We start from the raw sequence: 19,733 nt of genomic DNA on the forward strand, positions 1-19,733 counted from the left end.
GTTATTCACCTTTGAAACAAGCGCGCCTGATCATAACCATGGACAACACTGTGACCAGGAAGAAACCCTAAATGTCTATTTTCAGATACACAGCCCGTGCTTGACGTCGATTCGCCACCCACCCAAGGAACATTGTCAACAGAATCAAGGAGCGAGCCCCATATAGCCTGCCCGAATGGTGCAAAGACTATGGTTGTCCGCTTTGTCCAACCATCTACTGATGAGTAATCTGTATAGAGGATGCCATCCAAAAGATCTGAACCGTCAGAACCGTCAGTAGGATGAAGAGCGTCGGGCATCGTGCCGAAAACCCGGGAGTCTGACGCCGGTTGCCAAATCGCAATGGCCAGCCCCTGATAGAATATGATCCCGGCATAACTGCAAATCGATCCTATATAATAATTCAGACTCAGAGGTGTAATCGCGTCTCCTTGCAAGATTAGTCCAATATCCGCCCGCGACCCACCTTCGACGTCGATTAATATATCTACGCCACCCGAGATCGAAACCAGATCCTCATCTAAACCATCGATTATCACGCCTTCCAGAGCTGGTTCCACACCGGTGGACTTTAATGCGAATTTTACGCCCTCGTCTTCTAAACCATCTTCATTGACGACTCTAACATTGAGGACGTAGGAGGAGCCTCTCGATAATAGCCTGGACTCTGCCGGATGTTGTAACCCTTTAAGGCTCACGACAAAGTCGCACCTCGTAAATGAAGCAACCGAGAACTCAGCCGACTCTTGCCCGCCATAAATTCGCGCAATGACTATATGGTCTCCTGCTGCAAAATCCGAATTAAAACTGGCCAGACCTAATTTATCTGAGTACGTAGTTATTGTTTTCGCCCCATCTATTAGCCAATCTACCGGCATTCCCGGCGCAACTTCGCTTTCAATTTCCAGCCAAACTGAAAAAACGATGGGCTTAGATAATCCAACTAGATACCGCTCACTGGTAGCCTCTTGTTTAGAAATAACCACATGCTGATAAATCTTAGTCACTGGCGAAATTTTAGGTCCGATTGAATCGCCCATGTCTGTGGTCGCGGTTACCGTTAACTGCACCTGGCCCGCCGCTTCCGGTAAAAAACGATTTACCGCAATACCGTCCTCCCCAGTAATGCTCTCCAGCCCTGAGAGGCCCGAAGCGTCCGCACTCCAGTCGACTGTCACTCCTTGTTTGGGAGTGCCATCCAACTCTACGACACGGCAATTTATTCCAACCTCAATACCCGCTATAAGCGTGCTCACGAATCGCACATATTCAAAGTATGGGATGCTTAAGAACTCGACCGATTTAAACGGATATTCCTCGCCGTTACTGAAGCGCGCCACTGCAATCGCAGAACCCGGATGCAGACTTCTCAAGTCAGCCGTCGCCACACCATCGCTATTGGTGAATGTTTGAGGTCGCTTGAATGCACCCAGCGAGGTGGCCCACTCAACAGCTCGGTCAACCCCCTGTTCCCGTAATAGTCCTCTAGAGTGACGCTGTGCGGGATGGATTCCAGCAGGTTGCACAATGCTGAATCGGGCGAACGCTCACCCGCAATGAAAGTCAACGTACCTTCATCGCAGTCAATTCTCAACGAAGGCGCCTTGAGCACGTCATCGAGCCCATAATTCGCTACAACATTTACGACGCCCATCTCATCGCCACTGGTGAAGATTACGGAGCTCATTCCGTTTTCATCTGTCACGCCGGATAACTGATCCAGTTCGCCCAGTTCAGGATTGCTCCATGTAACGGTCGCTTGCGCGATGGGATTGTTCATAAAGTCGCGCAGAGTAATGGTGTAAGTGGCGGTATCTCTGCGTTTTGCAACCAGATAATCAGGCGTAACTGTAATGACACTGTTGGAACTCTGCCCGACTTCGTCGGCTACCCCCTGGGAGGTTTCGGTCAGACAACTGAGCGCCAGTTCTGCAGCCTCACGATATTGCTCGGCTACGCTGGTAGGTGCTAGCGCATGCAACGCCAAGTGGGCTTTGGCATCCATCCGGGTGTTGCCACTGAACCGCGAAATCCGGACCGCCGTATCGAATGTGCGCAATGTATCGATCACGCCGTCTTTGGGCTCAACATGAAAGGCAATGGCCAATATCTCGCGGACGCTCCAGCGCAAAAAACCGGCCAGCTTATTCGCCGCGCTTTCGCGAATCAGACGTTTGTCCCCTTCGGATAACCCGTCCTTCCAAAGAGTGTTGATCAACCGGAAGTAGTCCAGCACAGTCTCTTCATTCTGCTCACTCAAACGCAGCGCTGTGGCGTATTGCGTCAGAAAAAATACCAGCTGCAGTGATAGCTCGGCGTCATTTAGGCCAAACCACGCCGGATGTTCCAACAGTTGTGTGATCAATGCCGAGCTCAATTCCAGATGCGAGCTGACAGCCGCGCGTTTGACTAATGCATCCAGCACCAGCAACACCTCATCGCCGATGTCTACCGTGGAATCACCTGGCTGGCTGTAGACCCTGAGCACCTCGTTCAGCAACTGATAACGGCTACCATGGGCCCAGCTCAAGAGCGCCTTTGCAAGGTCCGCAGAGGTATTCAAGTAGCTGGCTAAATCCTCCATCAGCAGAGCTTCCTGCGCACCTCGGGCACGCATGATCATGTTAGTAATTTTCGGGTGCAGCTCCTCAACGGCGAGGCCATGGGCTTTTATGACTCTTATAACCTGCTCGCTCAACGCGTTTGCAAATTCTGCCTCTGTCTCGCCACTGAGAATTTTCACCAGGCCCCTTGCAGTGGCCGCGGTTTTACCCGTATCGATGAAAGTCTCTAACTCGGCAAACCAGTCAATCGGCTCACTGGTATGAAATTTCTTACCCTGCTCATCAGGCTGCGACGTCACCGACACCTCCGGCGCCCCCACTTGAGCGAAGCTGCTGTCGGTGACCAGTGCCTCCGTCAGCCGAGAGTGGATTTGCTCAAGCAAGCCTTGTTCGGCTTCAGTGGCAATGGGCCTAGTCACTGGAGGCAGCACCAGCTGACACAATTGAGTAACGGTCCATTTGTTGTCCTTAAGCCAGACGCTGAAATCAACCAGCGCGTGCATCACGCTCAACGTGTCGGTGTTGGCCGAGGCAGAGTACGTCGCGATCTGCGTGACGCCCGCCAGCTTGGAAACCAGATGACTGCCGCCGCCGTCCAGCAACTCCAGCAGCGCCAGTGCTTCGACAGTATTGAGGTCCAGATAACGCGGCAGTTTTACCAGGCGATAAAACGCTGAAACCACTTCGCGGGACCAGCGTAATGACTGCCCGGCGTAGGCCTGTCGCACCACCTTGGCGACATAGCGAAACACTTCGTAGGTCATCCCCAGCGCCGCGCACAAGTGATTGATCTTCTGCCGCTCAGCCTCGTTCTCGGGGATGATCGAAAACGGCTGGTCGTCGAGAATCAGCGGCACTTCAAACAACGCCTGGCCGTTAAACACCCGATCAAATTGCGACGCGGTCTTCCCCCGTCCATACGTGCCCAACCCGTACAGCAACGCGGCAAAGTCTTCGGCGGTGGCGCCAAAGCGTTTACGCACGATCTGAAACAGGCCCAGCGAGCGCAGTGTGTTCTGGGTGATGTGGTAGGGGTTCGAGTCGCCTACCTTGACTCTGCGCGTGACAGTGGATGCCTGTTGCTCGGCTTGCAACGAGGCCACCAGCAGCAGGTCCACTTCATGAAATGGCAGCTCAAGCCAGCGCGATAAGCGGATCATTCGGTTCATGCGATCAAATCGATCAGGCGAGCTACCGGTGAGGCGATGACTTGGCCCTGGACCGCCGTCCTGCGCTGGCAGCGTTTCAATGCCCATCGCCGGCGATGCGCCAGCGTTGATGTAGACCGAACCGGACAGGCTGCCATCCACCGCCTGCCCCGCGGCCTGAGTGACGTTGGATGAACGGGTCGTTGCGAACGCACCGACGGACAATAAGGCTTCAAGTTCCTCGGTGGTAAGCCCGGTGCGAAGGCAAAACGTCTGGGTGTCCTCCAAATCGGTAAAACCGCCCACACCAAAGTTGTCCAGATAAAACGTTGTGGGGGTGCCCAGGTCGGTTTCATCGCGCAACAGGCGGGTGCGCGGATCGATGCGGCCTCGGCTTGAACTCAGCGGATGTGCCGGGGCATCGTCTTGAGGAAAATACGGTGCTTCGAGCAGCAACCCCTGCTGCACCGGACCAAACCCGGTGTCCTGAATCAGCGCGATGTCTGACAGCAAGGAATGCACACCGGGCTCCTTGAAGTACGGATAATCAGGGTCCGCCGCGCGTATGGCATCGCCCAGGGTGTAATTCTTGCGGCCGAGGGCGTAGTTGATCTGGCTGGTGTAGCGCTCGAACGGCAGCGCATTGGGGTAGCGCGCCTCCAGTAGCGCATCGTCGACCGGCTTGTCCTCCAGCGCGATGCCGTCCAGATAACCACGGATCGAGCTCTCCAGAATCTCGTTGACCAACACGATGGTCGGCTCTACGCGGTTGAGCGCGGTGTGGTCGAGCAGCAGGTCCTTCAGATCAGGCCGCCGCGCGTCGAGGCTGATGATTGCGCTCTGATCACCGGAGGCCTCCAACTCCAGCGCGAACCGATACAGATCCGCCAGATAGGCAACAGGCGAGGTGGTGGCTTCAATGGCATCCGGCGGACAGTGATTGGCCCAGTCCGGGTTGAACATGTCTGTGTAGGTAGGGCCTTCCACCAAACCTTTGATTCCGGACGGCGGGCGGTTAGCCTGGCGCACCGAGGCCGTCAGACGTTGCTCGCGAAACTGTCGGGCAATCACCACAGACATCGCCTGCGCACGCGCATGGATATCGCGGGCTTCAGTGATGTGCATCTGCGGGTTTTGCTTCATCAAGCGGGGAATATTGGCTTGGGCCAGGCTCAGAACCGAACTGAACTGCTGGGTCAGCGCAGAAATTCCAGCCTTGGTCTGCCGTGTATTGCCCAGCAGCATATCCAGGGCCGAAACGGACTTGGCGGAATTCTTGACGATCTTCTTCATGACGGTCCTCATCCTGAGATAACGCTTCCATTAACGGATCACCGCACAAGATCCTTAAGATAAGTCAAGCAGACCCACGCCAATCCGCCGGGCAGAACCGACTAACGGCGTAGTCATACAAGAGGCTTCAGCCTGCGACCCGCGACCCGCGACTAAAGAGGGTAAGCACCCGTAAAAAAGTCTGAGCAATGTGCGGGCAGCTCTGAGAATACGTTCTGTTGGCGCTGACGAGCCGAGCGAGGATTCGTATCCTTCAGCCAATTCTCCACTTTGCGACACCCTTCCCTGAAAATCCTGCAAAAACCCCCTTCGCCGTTAGTCGCCAGCCCTTGGATCGATTAAAGTAACGCCCCCAGCTTCGGCGCCACTTGGCGCTGCTGCCTCTCCTGCCAGGAACTGTCATCGATGGAACATCGTGAAGCGTTGATCGCGCTGCGGACCTTTCTCTCCACCCAGATTCTCGGGCAGGAGAAACTGGTTGAGCGCTTGCTGATCGCGCTGCTGGCCGACGGCCACATGCTGGTCGAAGGTGCCCCGGGCTTGGCCAAGACCAAGGCGATCAAAGAGCTGGCCGAAGGCATCGAAGCGCAATTCCATCGCATCCAGTTCACCCCTGACCTGCTGCCCGCCGACATCACCGGCACCGAGATTTATCGTCCGGAAACCGGCAGTTTCGTGTTCCAGCAAGGCCCTATCTTCCACAACCTGGTGCTCGCCGACGAAATCAACCGCGCGCCGGCCAAGGTGCAATCTGCCTTGCTGGAGGCCATGGCCGAGCGTCAGGTCAGCGTCGGGCGCAGCACTTACGACCTGTCGCCGCTGTTTCTGGTGATGGCGACGCAGAACCCCATCGAGCAGGAAGGCACCTACCCGCTGCCCGAGGCGCAGCTCGATCGATTTCTCATGCACGTCAAGATCGGTTTTCCGGACGCCACCGTCGAACGCAAGATTCTCCAGCAGGCCCGGGGCGAAGCGCTCAACGGCGAGACCAAGCCCGAGCGCAGGGTCAGCCAGCAGGCGATTTTCGCCGCGCGCAAGGAAATCCTCGGTCTGTACATGGCCGATGCCGTTGAGGAATACCTGGTGCAGCTGGTGATGGCGACCCGCACGCCGGCCAAGTTCGATGCCGAGCTGGCCGAGTGGATCGGTTATGGCGCAAGCCCGCGTGGCTCGATTTCCCTGGACCGCTGCGCCCGGGCCCACGCCTGGCTGGCTGGGCGGGATTTCGTCAGCCCGGAAGACATTCAGGCGATGGTGTTCGACGTGTTGCGCCACCGCATCATTCTGTCGTTTGAAGCAGAAGCGGCTGGCATCGATCAAGACCGCGTGATCCAGCGCATTCTCGACGTCGTGGCCGTCGCCTGACCCCATGCAACCCTATCTGATCTCCCAACCGGGCATCCGCATCAGCCTCGCCGAGCTGATTGAAATGCGTCATCGCGTGCGGGAAGTGCAGCTGTTTTCAACGCCCAGCCAGCGCAGCCCGTTGATCGGTCTGCACCACTCCAAGCTGCGCGGGCGCGGGGTCGACTTCGATCAGGTCAGGGTGTATCAGGCCGGCGACGACGTCAGGACCATCGACTGGCGCGTCACCGCCCGCACGCAAGAGCCCCACACCAAACTGTTTCACGAAGAACGCGAGCGACCGATTTTCATCATGGTCGAGCAAAGCCGCCGTCTGTTTTTCGGGTCCGGACTAATGTTCAAATCAGTCCTCGCTGCCCAAGCCGCCGCGTTGGTGGGATGGGCAGCGCTGGGCCACAACGACCGGGTCGGCGGGCTGGTGTTTGGTGACAACGAGCATTACGAAATCAAACCGCGACGCAGCAAACAAAGCCTGCTGCAACTGCTGAACCGGCTGGTGCGGGTCAATCAGTCGCTGCACACCGAAGCCGCTGCTGACCGCGACACCTTTGGCGTGGCGCTGCGTCGTGCGCGGGAGGTGATGCGTCCGGGCAGTCTGGCGATCATTCTGTGCGATGAGCGCGCGCTGTCCGACTCGGCCGAACAACAACTGACCTTGCTGTCACGGCACTGCGATCTGTTGCTGCTGCCGCTGTCCGATCCGCTGGATCACGCCTTGCCCGCTGCCGGCCTGCTGCGCTTTGCTGATCGCGGCGCGCACCTGGAACTCGACACGCTGAACGCCGACCTGCGCCAGAGCTACCGCGCCCAGGGCGAGGCCCGCCAGGCACGTTGGGAACTGCTGGCGCAAAAGCTGCGCGTGCTGATGATGCCGCTGAGCACCCAGCGGGAAATGGTCGAGCAACTGCGCGAATACCTCAACGGCCAGCGTCCGGTGAAACAGCCATGAGTGCGCTGGACCAGCTGCAACCGCTGATCCTGCCGGAGCCGGTCGGGTTCTGGCCGCCCGCGCCGGGCTGGTGGCTGTTGCTGATCCTGCTGCCGGCGCTGGGCTACGGACTCTGGCGCGCGCGCACGCTGCTGCCGAAAAAGGCCAGCCGCGAAACCGTCGAGCCATTGGACCCGCTGCGCCAGGCCGCGCTGGTCGAACTCGCGCAGATGCCCAAACCCTACGACGGCGCCCCGGCCGGTGCCTGGCTGCAACAGATCAATGGCCTGCTCAAGCGCCTGTGCCGCAATCACTACCCCTACAGCCAGAGCCACACCCTCAACGGCCGCAAATGGCTGGCGTTTCTCGACAACCGCTGCCCGGCCGCCGGCCTGACGCGCTGGATGATCCTCGTCGAGGGTGCCTACAAACCGGAATGCAAGCTCGACGACAAGGCCATCAACGGCCTGACCCAGTCGGTCGAGACCTGGATTCGCAAGCATGTTTGAATTCGCCTGGCCGTGGCTTTTCGCCCTGCTCCCGCTGCCGTGGCTGATGCGCTTCGTGCTGCCCGCCGCAGACAGCGGCGAAGCGGCGTTGAAAATCAGCTTTCTCCCCGAGCTCGAAGGCCTCGCCGGTCGCCGCGCCCGAACCCGTTTGCCGGGCTGGCGGCGTCAGTTGCCGTTCATTACCGTCTGGCTCCTGCTGCTGGTCGCTGCCGCCCGCCCGCAGTGGCTGGGCGAGCCGTTGCCGGTTGCCGCCAGCGGGCGCGATCTGCTGGTGGCGGTGGATGTGTCGGGCTCGATGGATTACCCGGACATGGTCTGGAAAAACGACGAGGTCAGCCGGCTGACCTTGGTGAAAACCCTGCTAGGGGACTTTCTTGAGCACCGTCAGGGCGATCGCATCGGCCTGATTCTGTTCGGCAGCCAAGCGTACCTGCAGGCGCCGCTGACCTTCGACCGCAAGACCGTGCGCGTCTGGCTGGACGAAGCGCGCATCGGCATCGCCGGCAAGAACACCGCCATCGGCGACGCGATCGGCCTGGCTTTAAAGCGTCTGCGCCAGCGCCCGGCCGAGAGCCGCGTGCTGATTCTGGTCACCGACGGCGCCAACAATGCGGGCCAGATCGACCCAAGAACGGCCGCGCGCCTGGCCGCCAGCGAAGGCGTGAAAATCTACCCGATCGGCATCGGCGCCGACCCTGACAAAGGCGCCACCAGCATTCTCGGCCTCAACCCGAGCCTGGATCTGGACGAGCCTGCGCTGCGGGAAATCGCCGCGGTCAGCGGTGGGCAGTATTTCCGTGCGCGCAACGGCGCCGAACTCGCCAGCATCGGCAAGGCGCTGGACCGGCTGGAGCCTGTCGCGCAACAACCCACCCAGGCACGTCCGGCCCGGGCGCTTTATCACGTACCGCTGACGATGGCCCTATTGTTGAGCCTGCTGCTGGTGGTTCAGGAGCGTTGGCCGAACAACCCGGTTTATCACTTCTTCGCGCGCCGGCCGACGTTCGTTCGGCGCACGCAGTGGATTCAGCACTTGAAGCGCCTGACGAGGCGCCCATGATCGAGTTCCTGTCCGGTCTCTGGCCCCATTGGTCGCGCCCGGGGTGGCTGCTGATGCTGCCAGCGCTTGGCTGGCTGTTGTGGCGGTTATGGAATCGGCAGAAGCGCGTCGGGCGCTGGCAGATGATTATTCCCAGCGCCTTTCATTCTGCTTTGCTCAGCGGTGGCGGCGGTCGGGAAAGCAAATTGCCGTGGGTGGTGCTGGGCCTTGGCTGGTTGCTGGCGGTGTTGGCACTGCTCGGGCCGAGCTGGCAGCGGGTTGAGCAGAACAGCCAGCGGCCGGTCGATCCGTTGGTGGTGATGATCGAGTTGACCCCGGAAATGCTCGCGGCTGACAGCCCGCCCACCCGACTCGAACAGGCGCGGCGCAAGTTGCTCGATCTGCTACAGGCGCGCAGCGATTCACAGACCGCGATTATCGTGTACGCCGGCAGCGCCCACACGTTGGTGCCGCTGTCCGATGACCTGGCGACCAGCAAAAACCTGCTGGATACGATCAAGCCATCGATCATGCCTGAAGCCGGCCAGCGCGCCGACCTCGCCGTGCGCAAGGCGCTGGATTTGCTGGAACAGGGCGACCTGGGCCAGGGGCGACTGCTGTGGGTCGGTTCATCCCTCAGCGACGCCGAACGTCAGGGGATTCGCGCCGCGATGACCGGCCGCGATGCCCCCCTTTGTTAATGCTCGGTGTCGGCACGGCGGAAGGCGCGCCAGTCACGCAAGAGAAAGGCGGGTTTCTGAAGGACGCCCAGGGCGGCATTCTCGTGCCGCGTCTGGACGGGCCTGTGCTCAAGGATTTCGCCGACAGCATGGGCGGTCGCTACACCGCGCTGCGCCTGGACAATCAGGACCTCGACGAACTCGGCCTGCTCGACGGTCCGAAGAGCCTGATCAGCCAGGGCCAGAAAGTGCGGCTCGACCGCTGGGCGGATCAGGGCTATTGGTTGCTGCTGCCGCTTCTGCTGCTGGCCGGTTGCGCCGGGCGTCGCGGCTGGCTGTTGTGTTTGCCGTTGCTATTGATGGCCGTACCGCAACCCAGCTATGCCTTCAGTTTCGAAGACCTGTGGCGCACGCCCGATCAGCAGGGCCAACACCTGCTCAAGCGGCATCACCCGGCGGAAGCCGCTCGGCATTTCGAAGACCCCCAGTGGCAAGGCGTTGCCCTCTATCAGGCCGGTGACTACGCTGGCGCCGTCCAGCGCTTTGCCCAGGGCAGCAGCGCCGCGGACCATTACAATCGTGGTAATGCACTGGCCCGAAGTGGTGAACTGGAAGGCGCCATTGACGCCTATGAACAGGCGCTGGAGCGTCAACCGGACTTCCCGGCGGCGCTGGCCAACAAGGCGTTGGTGGAACAGCTCCTGGAGCAAAGCAAAGCGTCGGATCAGGCAAAAGCAGACGAGAAGGCGAAGACTGACGAGAACGCCGACAATGCCCGCCAAGGCAATGCCGGACAGACGTCATCGAACGCGCAGTCAGCGCCGCAGGATGCCAATGCCGACCGCTCGGCCAGCGATCAGGAAGCCTCGGCCGACGAGCAGGCTTCTGGCGCAGGATCCGACAGCGATGAGCCTGCCCGCGCTTCCGGCAAACCGGGGGACGGGCAAATCGATGGCGAGCAGAAACAGGCGCTCGAACAATGGCTGCGACAGATCCCCGACGAACCCGGTGAGCTGTTGCGGCGCAAATTCTGGTACGAACAACAGCAGCATCAGGAAAAGACCCGATGAGTCGTCTGCACAGGTTGCTGATCGCAGGAATGTGGTGCCTGTTTGCCCTGGTGGCGCAGGCCGGCAGTGCAGGCTCCACGCTGCAATCCAGCGTCGATCGCACGCGCGTCAACACTGGCGAAACCGTCGAACTGACCCTTGAGACCGACGACGCGACCGTCTTCGGCCGGCCGGACATGAGCGCGCTGGACGCCGACTTCGAGGTCCGCGACACCCGCCAGCTCAACAGCCTGACCACGCTGGAAGGCAACGTCCACGCGACGACCCGCTGGCTGATCACGCTGATGCCGCGCCACAGCGGATCGATCGAAATCCCGTCCCTGAAACTGGGCGAAATGACCAGCCAGCCGATCGTGCTGCAAGTGGTCGACGTCGGCCCCGCCGCCCAGGGTCAGGAGCAGAAGCTCGCCCCGGTGTTCATGGAGGCGAGCCTCGATCAGGACAGCGTGTATGTTCAGGCGCAGGTCTTGCTCACCGTGCGCATCTACCACTCGGTGTCGCTGTTCGACGACAGCAGCCTGACACCGCTGCAAGTGCCCGACGCGCGCATCGAAAAGCTCGGCGAGACGCGCACGTACGAGAAGCAAATCAATGGCGTTCGCCACGGCGTGATCGAAATGCGTTACGCGCTGTACCCCCAGCACAGCGGTGTGCTGACCATCCCGGCACAGGCGTTCAGCGCCACGCTGGTTCAGGACACTACCGACGCCGCTGCGGCCGCTGCCATGGCACCGGGCGCGATTGCCAGCGGCCCGAAACCTGGCCGATTGATGCACGTGACATCGCTTCCCTTGACCCTCGACGTCAAGCCGCAACCCGCGCACTACCCGGCCGACACGCCATGGCTACCGGCGCGCAGCGTCAGCCTCAGCGAAAGCTGGAGCCCTGATCCCGCCCACAGTCAGGTCGGTGATTCCCTCACGCGCACCTTGCAGCTCAAGGCCGAAGGCTTGTCCAGCGCGCAGTTGCCGCCGCTGCCCGCCACTGACGTCAGTGCGTTGCGCCGTTACCCCGATCAGCCGCAACTCAGCAATCAGCCCGGCGAACGCGGTTTGACCGGCGTGCGCGAGGAGCGTGAGGCGCTGGTGCCCAATCGTCCCGGTGCCATCGAAATCCCCGCTGTCGATCTGGTCTGGTGGAACACCCATGAAGATCACCTGGAGCACAGCGCCCTCCCCGCTCGCACCTTGCAGGTCAGCCTCAACCCTGCTTTTGCCGTGGACACGCCGGTGAGCGACAACGCAAATGTGACGGTGATGGGTCCGCCGGTCTGGCCATGGCAGTTGAGCACGGTGCTGTTGAGTTTCACCACGCTGCTGGGCTTCGGCCTGTGGTGGCGCGGCCGCTGGCAACCGGCACTGGCCCGAGTCGCGCAAACGGGGCCGAGTCCGCGTACAGTGCTCGACGACCTGAAACGCGCGTGCCTGGCCAACGACCCCCACGCCACCCGCCAGGCGCTGGACGCCTGGGCCCGTCAGCAGCCGGAAACCCTGGCCGACATGGCCGCGCGCTTCGTGCCGCTGTCCCATGCGCTGGATGGCTTGAATGGCGCGCTGTACAGCGAGACCGAAAAACTGTGGCTGGGCGACGACCTCTGGCGCGCCGTCAAAGCGCTGCCCGCCATCGAAAACCCCCAGGACCCGAGCGGAGGCGACAGCTTGCCGCCGCTTTATCCAAAATGATTTCCATCGATCAGCGCATTCACCGGTCACAGACACAATGCGCTGATTGTTAAACCAAGGTACCCCCATGCGTCTGTTCCACACCTCCGACTGGCACCTCGGCCAGAACCTTCATGGTCAGGAGCGAGATTTCGAACACGCCAGCTTTCTGACCTGGCTGCTGGCCCGTCTGGCCGAGCGCAAACCAGATGTCCTGCTGATCGCCGGCGACATCTTTGACACGGTCAATCCGCCGGTCAAATCCCAGGAGCGCCTGTACGATTTCATCGTCAGCGCCCACGAGCAGAACCCGCAGCTGACCATCGTCATGATCGCCGGCAACCACGACTCCGGCTCGCGCATCGAACTGCCCGCGCCGCTGATGCGACGCCTGCGCACCCACGCCCTGGGCCGGGTGCTCTGGCTCGACGACGGCGTGCTCGACGTCGATCGCCTGTTGCTGCCGCTGAGCAACGCCAAGGGCAAAATCGTCGGCTGGTGCCTGGCGCTGCCCTTCCTGCGCCCCGCTGAAGTCACCGGCGCCGCGTTGGGCGACAACTACTTGCGCGGCATCGGGCAGGTCCACGAAATGCTCATCGCCGCCGCCAATCAGCGGCGCAAGAAAGGCCAGGCGCTGATCGCCATCAGCCACGCGCACATGGCCGGCGGCTCAGTGTCGGAAGACTCCGAACGCAGCCTGATCATCGGCAACGCCGAAGCCCTGCCCGCGAGACTGTTCGGCGACAGCATCACCTACGTCGCGCTGGGTCACCTGCACAAGCCCCAGCGGATTAACGGCGAAGACCGCATTCGCTACAGCGGCTCGCCCATTCCCCTGTCGTTTTCGGAAATCGGCTACCAGCATCAGATCCTCGAAATCGAGTGCGACGGCGACACACTGGTCAGCGTCAAACCGTTACTGATTCCCCGCGCCGTCAACCTGCAAAGGGTCGGCCCGGCGCCACTGGCCGAGCTGTTGCTGCAGCTGCGGGATCTGCCGGACATCGACCTGCTGGCCGATGTCGACCGTCAGCCGTGGCTCGAAGTCCGCGTGCGCCTGGACGAACCGCAGCCAGACCTGCGCAACCAGATCGAGGCCGCGCTGGAAGGCAAGGCCGTTCGGCTGGTGCGGATCGCTGCCGAATACGCCGGCAAGGGCCGCCGCGAAGACGCCAACCAGGACCTGATCGAACTGGACCAGTTGAGCCCCCAGGAACTGTTCAGCCGTGCGTGGCAGGACAGTTACGGCAGCGAAGTAGATGAGCAGACGCTGCAGGACTTCGCGACCCTGCTTCAGGACGTTCAGCTGGAGAGCGAGCAGCCATGAAAATCCTCGCCATTCGCCTGAAAAACCTCGCCTCGCTGGCCGGCCCCTTCGAGCTGGATTTCACCGCCGAGCCCCTCGCCAGCGCCGGCCTGTTCGCCATCACCGGCCCCACCGGCGCGGGCAAAAGCACGTTGCTGGACGCCCTGTGCCTGGCGCTGTTCGGCGCGATTCCCCGGCTGAACAACATCGGCCAGTCCCGCGTGCCGGAGATCGATGGCGACATCAGCACAAACGACCCGCGCAACCTGCTGCGTCGCGGCACCGGCAGCGGTTACGCCGAGGTGGATTTCGTCGGCATCGACAAGCGTCGTTATCGCGCGCGCTGGGAAGCCAACCGCGCCCGCGACAACGCCACGAAAAAACTGCAGGCCAGCCGCCAGACGCTGATCGATCTGGACAGCGAGCAGATTCTCAGCACGCAGAACAAGACCGAGTACAAGACCCTGCTCGAAGCACGGCTGGGGCTGAACTTCGAGCAGTTCACCCGCGCGGTGATGCTCGCGCAAAGCGAGTTCAGCGCCTTCCTCAAGGCCGACGACAAAGACCGCAGCGAACTGCTGGAGAAGCTCACCGACACGGCGATCTACAGCCAGCTGGGCCGCCGCGCCTACAGCAAAAGCAAGGAAGCCGAAGAAGCGCTGAAAACCCTTCAGGCCCAGGCCGGCACGCTGACGCCGATGGAGCCGGAGCATCGCGCCGAGCTTGAGCAGCGCTTCAACGACGCTCAGCAGCAGCTGAAACTGCAACAGGCGCACCTGCGCGAGCTGGAGCTCAAGCAACAGTGGTTCAAGGAATTGAATCGCCTGCGCGACAGCCATCAGGCGGCCAACGAACAGCTTGCCAGCGCCCAGCAGACGTGGGACGCACACAGCGCTGATCGCCAGCGGCTTGCGCTGCTGGAGCGTCTGGCGCCACAGCGGCATCTGTTCGGTCAGCGCGCCCGGCTTCACGCTCAGCTCGCGCCGCTCACCGCCGCGATTCAGGCCCATCAGCTCAAGCAAACCGGGCTTGATGGGCGCATCGCCGACCTGGACAGCAAGCGCATCAGCGCCGACGGCGCGTTGCAGCAAGCGCAGGAACAACTGCTCAATGCGCGGCCGGCCCTGAGTGAAGCGTTCGAGCAGCAGGCTCAGCTCAATCATCTGAATCAGGAGCTGCAACCGCTTGGCGAGCAGGCACGCGCCGCGCAGCAGGCCAGCACCGAGGGCCAGTCGACACTCGATCAACTCGCCGAGCAGCAGCGCCAGGTCCAAGCGCGTTTGCAGTCGATCGCCGAGCAGCTGGAACAGAGCGCGTCGCTGACCACGTTGAGTCAGTCGTGGAGCGCCTACCGGCCGCGTCTTCAGCAAACCGTGCAGCTCAGCGCGCGCCTGATTCAGGGACGTGCCGAGCTGCCGCAGCTGGAGAAAAACGCCACCCTCGCCGAGCAGACCCTGAGCGAGCGCCGCAGCGCGTTGCAGGCGCTGTACGACGACGCCGAGGTCAAGGCCGATGCGGTCAGCCACGACATCGACCGGCTGGGGCAACTGCTGCAGGACAACCGCCAGCAGCACGGCGCCAGCGACTCGCTCGAACGCCTGTGGCAGCGCCATCAGGACGTCGCCGGCCGGTTGCTGGACGTGCAAACCCGCCAGCAGCAGGCCACCGAGCGTCGCGCCCAAGGCATCGCCCAAGGCCTGAAACTCAAGGCCGAACACGAAGCCGCCGAGCAGGCGCTGAAGGTCACCGTCGAACTGCTGCAGCGCCAGCGCCTGGCCCGCAGCGCCAGTGTCGAGCAACTGCGCGAGCAATTGGTCGATCAGCAACCGTGCCCGGTGTGCGGCAGCGAAGAGCATCCGTATCACCAGTCGGCCGCGTTGCTGGAAGCGCTGTCCGGCCATGACGATGGCGAAGAGGCGCGCGCCCGGCAAACCGTCGGGCAGCTCAGCGAAAAGCTCGCCGAGCTGCGCGCCGAAGTTGCCGAGCTCAATAACCAGCTTAAGCAATCCAAACCGCAGCAGGACCAACTGGCCGAACAGCTGCAGACCCTGGCACCTGAGCTGGAAGCTCACCCGCTGTATCCGCGCTTGCTGGAGCAACCCGAGCACCTGCGCGGCGACTGGCTGAGCGAACGCCTGCACCAATTGGCCCAGGACATCGTCAGCGCCGAGCAGCGCCAGACCCGTCTGCTGAAAGTGCAGCGGGATGCCGAGTCCCTGCAGCAGCAAGTGCTTGAGGCGCGCGAGGCCAGTCAGCAGGCCATGAAGCTGCTGGACGATCAGCAACGCCACATCGCCTTGGACAACCAGGATTTCGAAGCGGCGCTGCAGGAGTTCGAACCCCTGCTACCCGCCGAAAGCCTGAGCCAGTGGCGCGAGTCGGCGACCCAGAGCTTCATGCAGCTGGACAACGACATTGCCGCACGCGTCGAGCAGCTCGATCAGCAGAAGACCGAGCAGCAGGAGCACAGCGAGCGGGCGCAAAAACTAGAACGCGAGCAAGTTGCGCAGCAGAGTCGCGAGACCGAACATCAAAAGGTGCAAGCGCAACTCGCGGCCCGTCATCAGCAGCAACAGACGGTGCAACAGCGCCTGGCACAGACCCTCGGCGATCACGCGTCGCCCGAGCGCTGGCAGCACGCCCTTGAACAGGCGGTCGAACAGGCCCGTGAGGCTCAGGCCGCCATTGCCCACGAACTGCAAGCGGCGCGCAGCGAACTGATCAAGCTGACCGCCGAACTGGAGGGTGAGCAACACCGCTTACTGGCCCTTGAACAGGAATTGGCAGAACTCGAACGGCAGATCGCCGAGTGGCGCAGTAGCCACAGCGAGCTGGATGATGCCGCGCTTGAGACCTTGCTGGGGATGAGCGACGACAGTGTTGGCGGGTTACGTCAGCAATTGCAGTCCAGCGAAAAGGCGCTGGAGCAAGCCAGGGTGTTGGTGGCAGAGCGCGCGGCGCAGTTGCAACAGCATCAGGCCCAGCACAGCGACAGTGGCGACGCCGAGCAGTTACTGGCCGCGTTGACCGAAGCGCAGGCGCAATCGGTGATTCAAGATCAACTGTGCGCCGACCTGCGCGCCCAGGTCAGCGAAGACAACCGCCGTCGCGACGCCAGCAGCGAGCTGCAACAGCGCATCGCCCACGCACACGCTGAATATCTGCGCTGGGGCCGACTCAACGCGCTGATCGGCTCCGCCACCGGCGATACGTTCCGCAAGATCGCCCAGGCCTACAACCTAGATCTGCTGGTGCACCACGCCAACGCGCAGCTCAAGCAGCTGGTGCGTCGCTATCGCCTGAAACGCGGCGGCAGCATGCTCGGCCTGCTGGTCATGGACACCGAAATGGGCGACGAACTTCGGTCGGTTCACTCGCTCTCGGGCGGTGAAACCTTCCTGGTGTCCCTCGCCCTGGCGCTGGGCCTGGCGTCCATGGCTTCAAGCACGCTGAAGATTGAATCGCTGTTCATCGACGAAGGCTTCGGCAGCCTCGATCCTGAATCCCTGCAACTGGCCATGGACGCCCTCGACGGGCTGCAGGCCCAGGGCCGCAAGGTCGGGGTGATCTCCCACGTGCAGGAAATGCACGAGCGAATCCCCGTGCAGATTCAGGTGCGGCGTCAGGGCAATGGCCTGAGCACCGTCGAGGTCAGCAGCGGCTAATCCGTTTTTTCACGACGCACGGAAGCGCCCGATGGCGTTTCTGTGCAACCCTGTATCCCTTGCGCGACAGTCGCGCCAAACTCGAAAGAAGGTAAAACCACGTGGCAAACTCAAAAGTATTCTTCGACATCACTGCCAACGACGAGCCGATGGGCCGCATCGTCATGGAGCTGCACAACGACGTCGTTCCGAAAACCGCTGAAAACTTTCGCGCGCTGTGCACCGGCGAAAAAGGCGACGGCCTGAGCTACAAGGGTTCGTCCTTCCACCGCGTGATCCAGAACTTCATGCTGCAGGGCGGTGATTTCACCAACCACAACGGCACCGGTGGCAAGTCGATCTACGGCAACAAGTTCGAAGACGAAAACTTCACCCTCAAGCACACCGCCCCAGGTGACCTGTCGATGGCCAATGCTGGCCCGAACACCAACGGCAGCCAGTTCTTCATCACCACCATCGTCACCGAATGGCTGGACGGCAAACACGTCGTCTTCGGCAAAGTCATCGAAGGCATGGACGTGGTCAAGGCCATCGAAGCGCTGGGTTCGCAATCCGGCCGCACCAGCAAGAAAGTCGTCATCGCCGATTGCGGCGAACTGACCGAGGCTTGAGCATGACGTCGGCGCCTCACGCTGAATCGACGGTGCCGACGCTCTACTCGTTTCGCCGCTGCCCCTACGCCATGCGCGCCCGCATGGCGCTGGGATATTGCGGCGCACCGGTGCAGACCGTGGAAGTCAGCCTCAAGGCCAAACCGGCCGAGATGCTCGAACGCTCACCCAAAGGCACCGTGCCGGTTCTGGTGCTGCAAGACCGGGTGCTGGAGCAGAGTCTGGACATCATGCACTGGGCCTTGGCGCAGCATGACCCGGACGATTGGTCCCTCGCACGCAACGTCGAAGGTCAGCAACAGATCGCCGCGCTGATCGCGGAAAACGACAGCAGCTTCAAACAGGATCTGGATCACTACAAATACGCCGTGCGTTATCCCGAATTCACGCAGGAAGAATACCGCCAGCGGGGCGAGAGGTTTCTGCGCAGGCTGAACGAGTTACTGGCGTCACGGGACTTTCTGATCGCCGATCGACTGAGCCTGGCCGACACCGCCATTGCGCCGTTCATACGGCAATTTTGCGCGGTGGATGCGGACTGGTTCTGGCAAAGCCCCTACCCTCACCTGCAGCGCTGGTTGCAGCGATTTCTGGCATCGGAGCTGTTCATCACGGCGATGGCCAAGCGCTGATTGCAACCGCATCGGTTAATAGCCAAACCACTTCGCTACGCCACTTCCAACTGAAAGATCGGCGAGATCATCTCGCTGTGCCGTGGCGGCGGATTGCCGGTGTTGAGCTTCTGCGAGCGCTGCATCTCGACCGCTTCAGCGACCTCTGTCTTGAACTCCATGCTGCGTGCCACACCGCCCACCGAACCTTCGCCATGGCCGAGCAATGAGCAGCCGTTGTTGATCAGTGCAAAGAACACAATCCCCCAGAAGTTCGCGCCTTTCACGACGCACGCCCCTGGGACTGAACTGGCGCTCGTATGACTTCAACGGATGCTGTTTGCGTCGACATCTGCGACGGGGCATTTATTTGTGGGTTCGTGCTGATGACGGTAACCACTGCGATGAAAACAACATACAACGCGATGGCGGTATAAGCGCCGTGTTTGATTGAATTGAGGATGGCAGTGGCCATGTGTGTAGCTCCGGGACGTGTCTGTTTCAGGCGCCCAGAATGCTTGAAGTGATAGTTATTAAAAAACGATGGCTGGCGATTCAAAAAATCGATGGGGTTGATTATTCAAGAAGTTAATCAGGTAAATAGACCAACGCGTTGGTCATACTTACATCAATCCAAGTGGGAGCGAGCTTGCTCGCGAATAGGCTGGGACATCCACCAAATCTCCAGAGGCTGGAATGCAGTCTTCGCGAGCAAGCTCGTTTCCACAGGATCAGTGCCTGCTGTCGGAAACCGGGCGTCACCCCCTTGGATACAACCCACAAAAAATCCCCATCGCTTATTCAGCAGACGGGGACCAAGGGAGGAATTCAGCGCTTTCGCGAACAAGCTCGCCGGCACTTGATGCATGGCCTGACACGCAATGGTCAGTAGGTCGCATCAACCTGTAGAAGACGAAGTTGCTCGCGAAAGCGTTTTCCGGTGATCAAAAACTTGCCGTTAAAAACCAGGTTCTTACAAATCCATTCCCCGGCAACGATACGTTCGTTAACGGGGAATGGATTCACTTCGAATTTCTATTCATTGTTGAATCTTGTGATCCAGAGCGGCGTAGAAGTTGGCGCTTTGTTGCAGGTACTTCGGGGTGTAACTCTGGGTCGAGCTGACTTTCTTGTCGGTCGCTTCAACACTGGCACTGGCAGGCAATGCAACGGTGGCGGAGATGGCGGACGCGGCGATGATGGAGAAGAGATTGAAGTTCATGGTGGGTACCTCGCTGTGGTGTGTCGTTTCAAGTCTTGACCGTCGTGGCCGTGGAATGAAA

14 protein-coding genes and 1 pseudogene are annotated in these 19,733 nt (G+C 61.0%); 10 read left to right on the forward strand and 5 right to left on the reverse strand.

The window, feature by feature from the left end; translation table 11 throughout:
- Window positions 1-5: 5 nt before the first annotated feature.
- Both JN403_RS22590 and JN403_RS22595 read right to left on the reverse strand, forming a co-directional pair.
- A complete protein-coding gene (locus JN403_RS22590; RefSeq protein WP_205484391.1) occupies window positions 6-1,388 on the reverse strand; it encodes an Ig-like domain-containing protein in 1,383 nt (460 codons plus the stop codon).
- The gene (locus tag JN403_RS22595) at window positions 1,370-5,005 is read right to left on the reverse strand and encodes a Tc toxin subunit A (protein WP_205484394.1); all 3,636 of its coding nucleotides are present in this window, start codon (window positions 5,003-5,005) and stop codon (window positions 1,370-1,372) included. Before JN403_RS22595 ends, JN403_RS22590 begins: the two co-directional genes overlap by 19 nt.
- A gap of 405 nt (window positions 5,006-5,410) precedes the next feature.
- On the opposite strand from JN403_RS22595, the gene JN403_RS22600 reads away from it, so the two are divergent.
- The 10 genes and pseudogenes from JN403_RS22600 (at window position 5,411) to JN403_RS22645 (ending at window position 18,471) form a co-directional block, all read left to right on the forward strand.
- Window positions 5,411-6,370: a MoxR family ATPase gene (locus JN403_RS22600; protein WP_037013687.1), complete on the forward strand. Its 960-nt coding sequence runs from the start codon at window positions 5,411-5,413 to the stop codon at window positions 6,368-6,370.
- A 4-nt stretch (window positions 6,371-6,374) separates the two neighbouring features.
- Window positions 6,375-7,319, forward strand: coding sequence for a DUF58 domain-containing protein (locus JN403_RS22605; protein WP_205484396.1), 945 nt, complete (start codon window positions 6,375-6,377; stop codon window positions 7,317-7,319).
- On the forward strand, window positions 7,316-7,807 hold the full coding sequence (locus JN403_RS22610) for a DUF4381 domain-containing protein (protein WP_122624726.1): 492 nt from the start codon (window positions 7,316-7,318) through the stop codon (window positions 7,805-7,807). The genes JN403_RS22605 and JN403_RS22610 overlap by 4 nt, the downstream gene beginning before the upstream one ends.
- Window positions 7,800-8,867, forward strand: coding sequence for a VWA domain-containing protein (locus JN403_RS22615; RefSeq protein WP_205484398.1), 1,068 nt, complete (start codon window positions 7,800-7,802; stop codon window positions 8,865-8,867). Before JN403_RS22610 ends, JN403_RS22615 begins: the two co-directional genes overlap by 8 nt.
- Before the next feature lie 8 nt (window positions 8,868-8,875).
- Window positions 8,876-10,596: pseudogene (locus JN403_RS22620) on the forward strand (tetratricopeptide repeat protein).
- Entirely contained in the window at window positions 10,593-12,278 is a 1,686-nt protein-coding gene (locus tag JN403_RS22625; protein ID WP_205484400.1) for a BatD family protein, read from the forward strand. The pseudogene JN403_RS22620 and the gene JN403_RS22625 overlap by 4 nt, the downstream one beginning before the upstream one ends.
- 67 nt (window positions 12,279-12,345) lie before the next feature.
- Complete coding sequence (locus JN403_RS22630; protein ID WP_205484402.1) at window positions 12,346-13,584, forward strand: exonuclease SbcCD subunit D C-terminal domain-containing protein; 1,239 nt, start codon at window positions 12,346-12,348, stop codon at window positions 13,582-13,584.
- Window positions 13,581-17,228 carry an AAA family ATPase gene (locus tag JN403_RS22635; RefSeq protein ID WP_205484404.1) on the forward strand — a complete coding sequence of 1,216 codons (3,648 nt, stop codon included), beginning with the start codon at window positions 13,581-13,583 and terminating at the stop codon, window positions 17,226-17,228. Before JN403_RS22630 ends, JN403_RS22635 begins: the two co-directional genes overlap by 4 nt.
- Before the next feature lie 101 nt (window positions 17,229-17,329).
- Window positions 17,330-17,839 (forward strand): peptidylprolyl isomerase, encoded by a 510-nt coding sequence (locus JN403_RS22640; RefSeq protein WP_037013702.1) that lies wholly within the window; start codon window positions 17,330-17,332, stop codon window positions 17,837-17,839.
- Window positions 17,840-17,841: 2 nt separating this feature from the next.
- Complete coding sequence (locus tag JN403_RS22645) at window positions 17,842-18,471, forward strand: glutathione S-transferase (protein ID WP_205484406.1); 630 nt, start codon at window positions 17,842-17,844, stop codon at window positions 18,469-18,471.
- A gap of 35 nt (window positions 18,472-18,506) precedes the next feature.
- Here the strand turns inward: JN403_RS22645 and JN403_RS22650 are convergent, their stop codons facing one another.
- From JN403_RS22650 to JN403_RS22660, 3 genes are all read right to left on the reverse strand, one after another.
- Complete coding sequence (locus tag JN403_RS22650; RefSeq protein WP_205484408.1) at window positions 18,507-18,737, reverse strand: hypothetical protein; 231 nt, start codon at window positions 18,735-18,737, stop codon at window positions 18,507-18,509.
- Entirely contained in the window at window positions 18,734-18,925 is a 192-nt protein-coding gene (locus JN403_RS22655; RefSeq protein ID WP_205484410.1) for a hypothetical protein, read from the reverse strand. Before JN403_RS22655 ends, JN403_RS22650 begins: the two co-directional genes overlap by 4 nt.
- A gap of 564 nt (window positions 18,926-19,489) precedes the next feature.
- Window positions 19,490-19,672, reverse strand: a complete 183-nt coding sequence (locus tag JN403_RS22660) for a hypothetical protein (protein WP_065986171.1) — start codon at window positions 19,670-19,672, stop codon at window positions 19,490-19,492.
- Window positions 19,673-19,733 lie beyond the last annotated feature (61 nt).

Origin of the sequence: Pseudomonas sp. 15A4, assembly GCF_016925575.1 — a bacterium.
GTDB lineage: Bacteria > Pseudomonadota > Gammaproteobacteria > Pseudomonadales > Pseudomonadaceae > Aquipseudomonas.

Coding starts and splice junctions, on each gene's coding strand:
- JN403_RS22655 (WP_205484410.1), bottom strand. CDS start 18,925: ATGGCCACTGCCATCCTCAATTCAATCAAACACGGCGCTTATACCGCC.
- JN403_RS22660 (WP_065986171.1), bottom strand. CDS start 19,672: ATGAACTTCAATCTCTTCTCCATCATCGCCGCGTCCGCCATCTCCGCC.
- JN403_RS22595 (WP_205484394.1), bottom strand. CDS start 5,005: ATGAAGAAGATCGTCAAGAATTCCGCCAAGTCCGTTTCGGCCCTGGAT.
- JN403_RS22615 (WP_205484398.1), top strand. CDS start 7,800: ATGTTTGAATTCGCCTGGCCGTGGCTTTTCGCCCTGCTCCCGCTGCCG.
- JN403_RS22600 (WP_037013687.1), top strand. CDS start 5,411: ATGGAACATCGTGAAGCGTTGATCGCGCTGCGGACCTTTCTCTCCACC.
- JN403_RS22645 (WP_205484406.1), top strand. CDS start 17,842: ATGACGTCGGCGCCTCACGCTGAATCGACGGTGCCGACGCTCTACTCG.
- JN403_RS22610 (WP_122624726.1), top strand. CDS start 7,316: ATGAGTGCGCTGGACCAGCTGCAACCGCTGATCCTGCCGGAGCCGGTC.
- JN403_RS22605 (WP_205484396.1), top strand. CDS start 6,375: ATGCAACCCTATCTGATCTCCCAACCGGGCATCCGCATCAGCCTCGCC.
- JN403_RS22630 (WP_205484402.1), top strand. CDS start 12,346: ATGCGTCTGTTCCACACCTCCGACTGGCACCTCGGCCAGAACCTTCAT.
- JN403_RS22635 (WP_205484404.1), top strand. CDS start 13,581: ATGAAAATCCTCGCCATTCGCCTGAAAAACCTCGCCTCGCTGGCCGGC.
- JN403_RS22625 (WP_205484400.1), top strand. CDS start 10,593: ATGAGTCGTCTGCACAGGTTGCTGATCGCAGGAATGTGGTGCCTGTTT.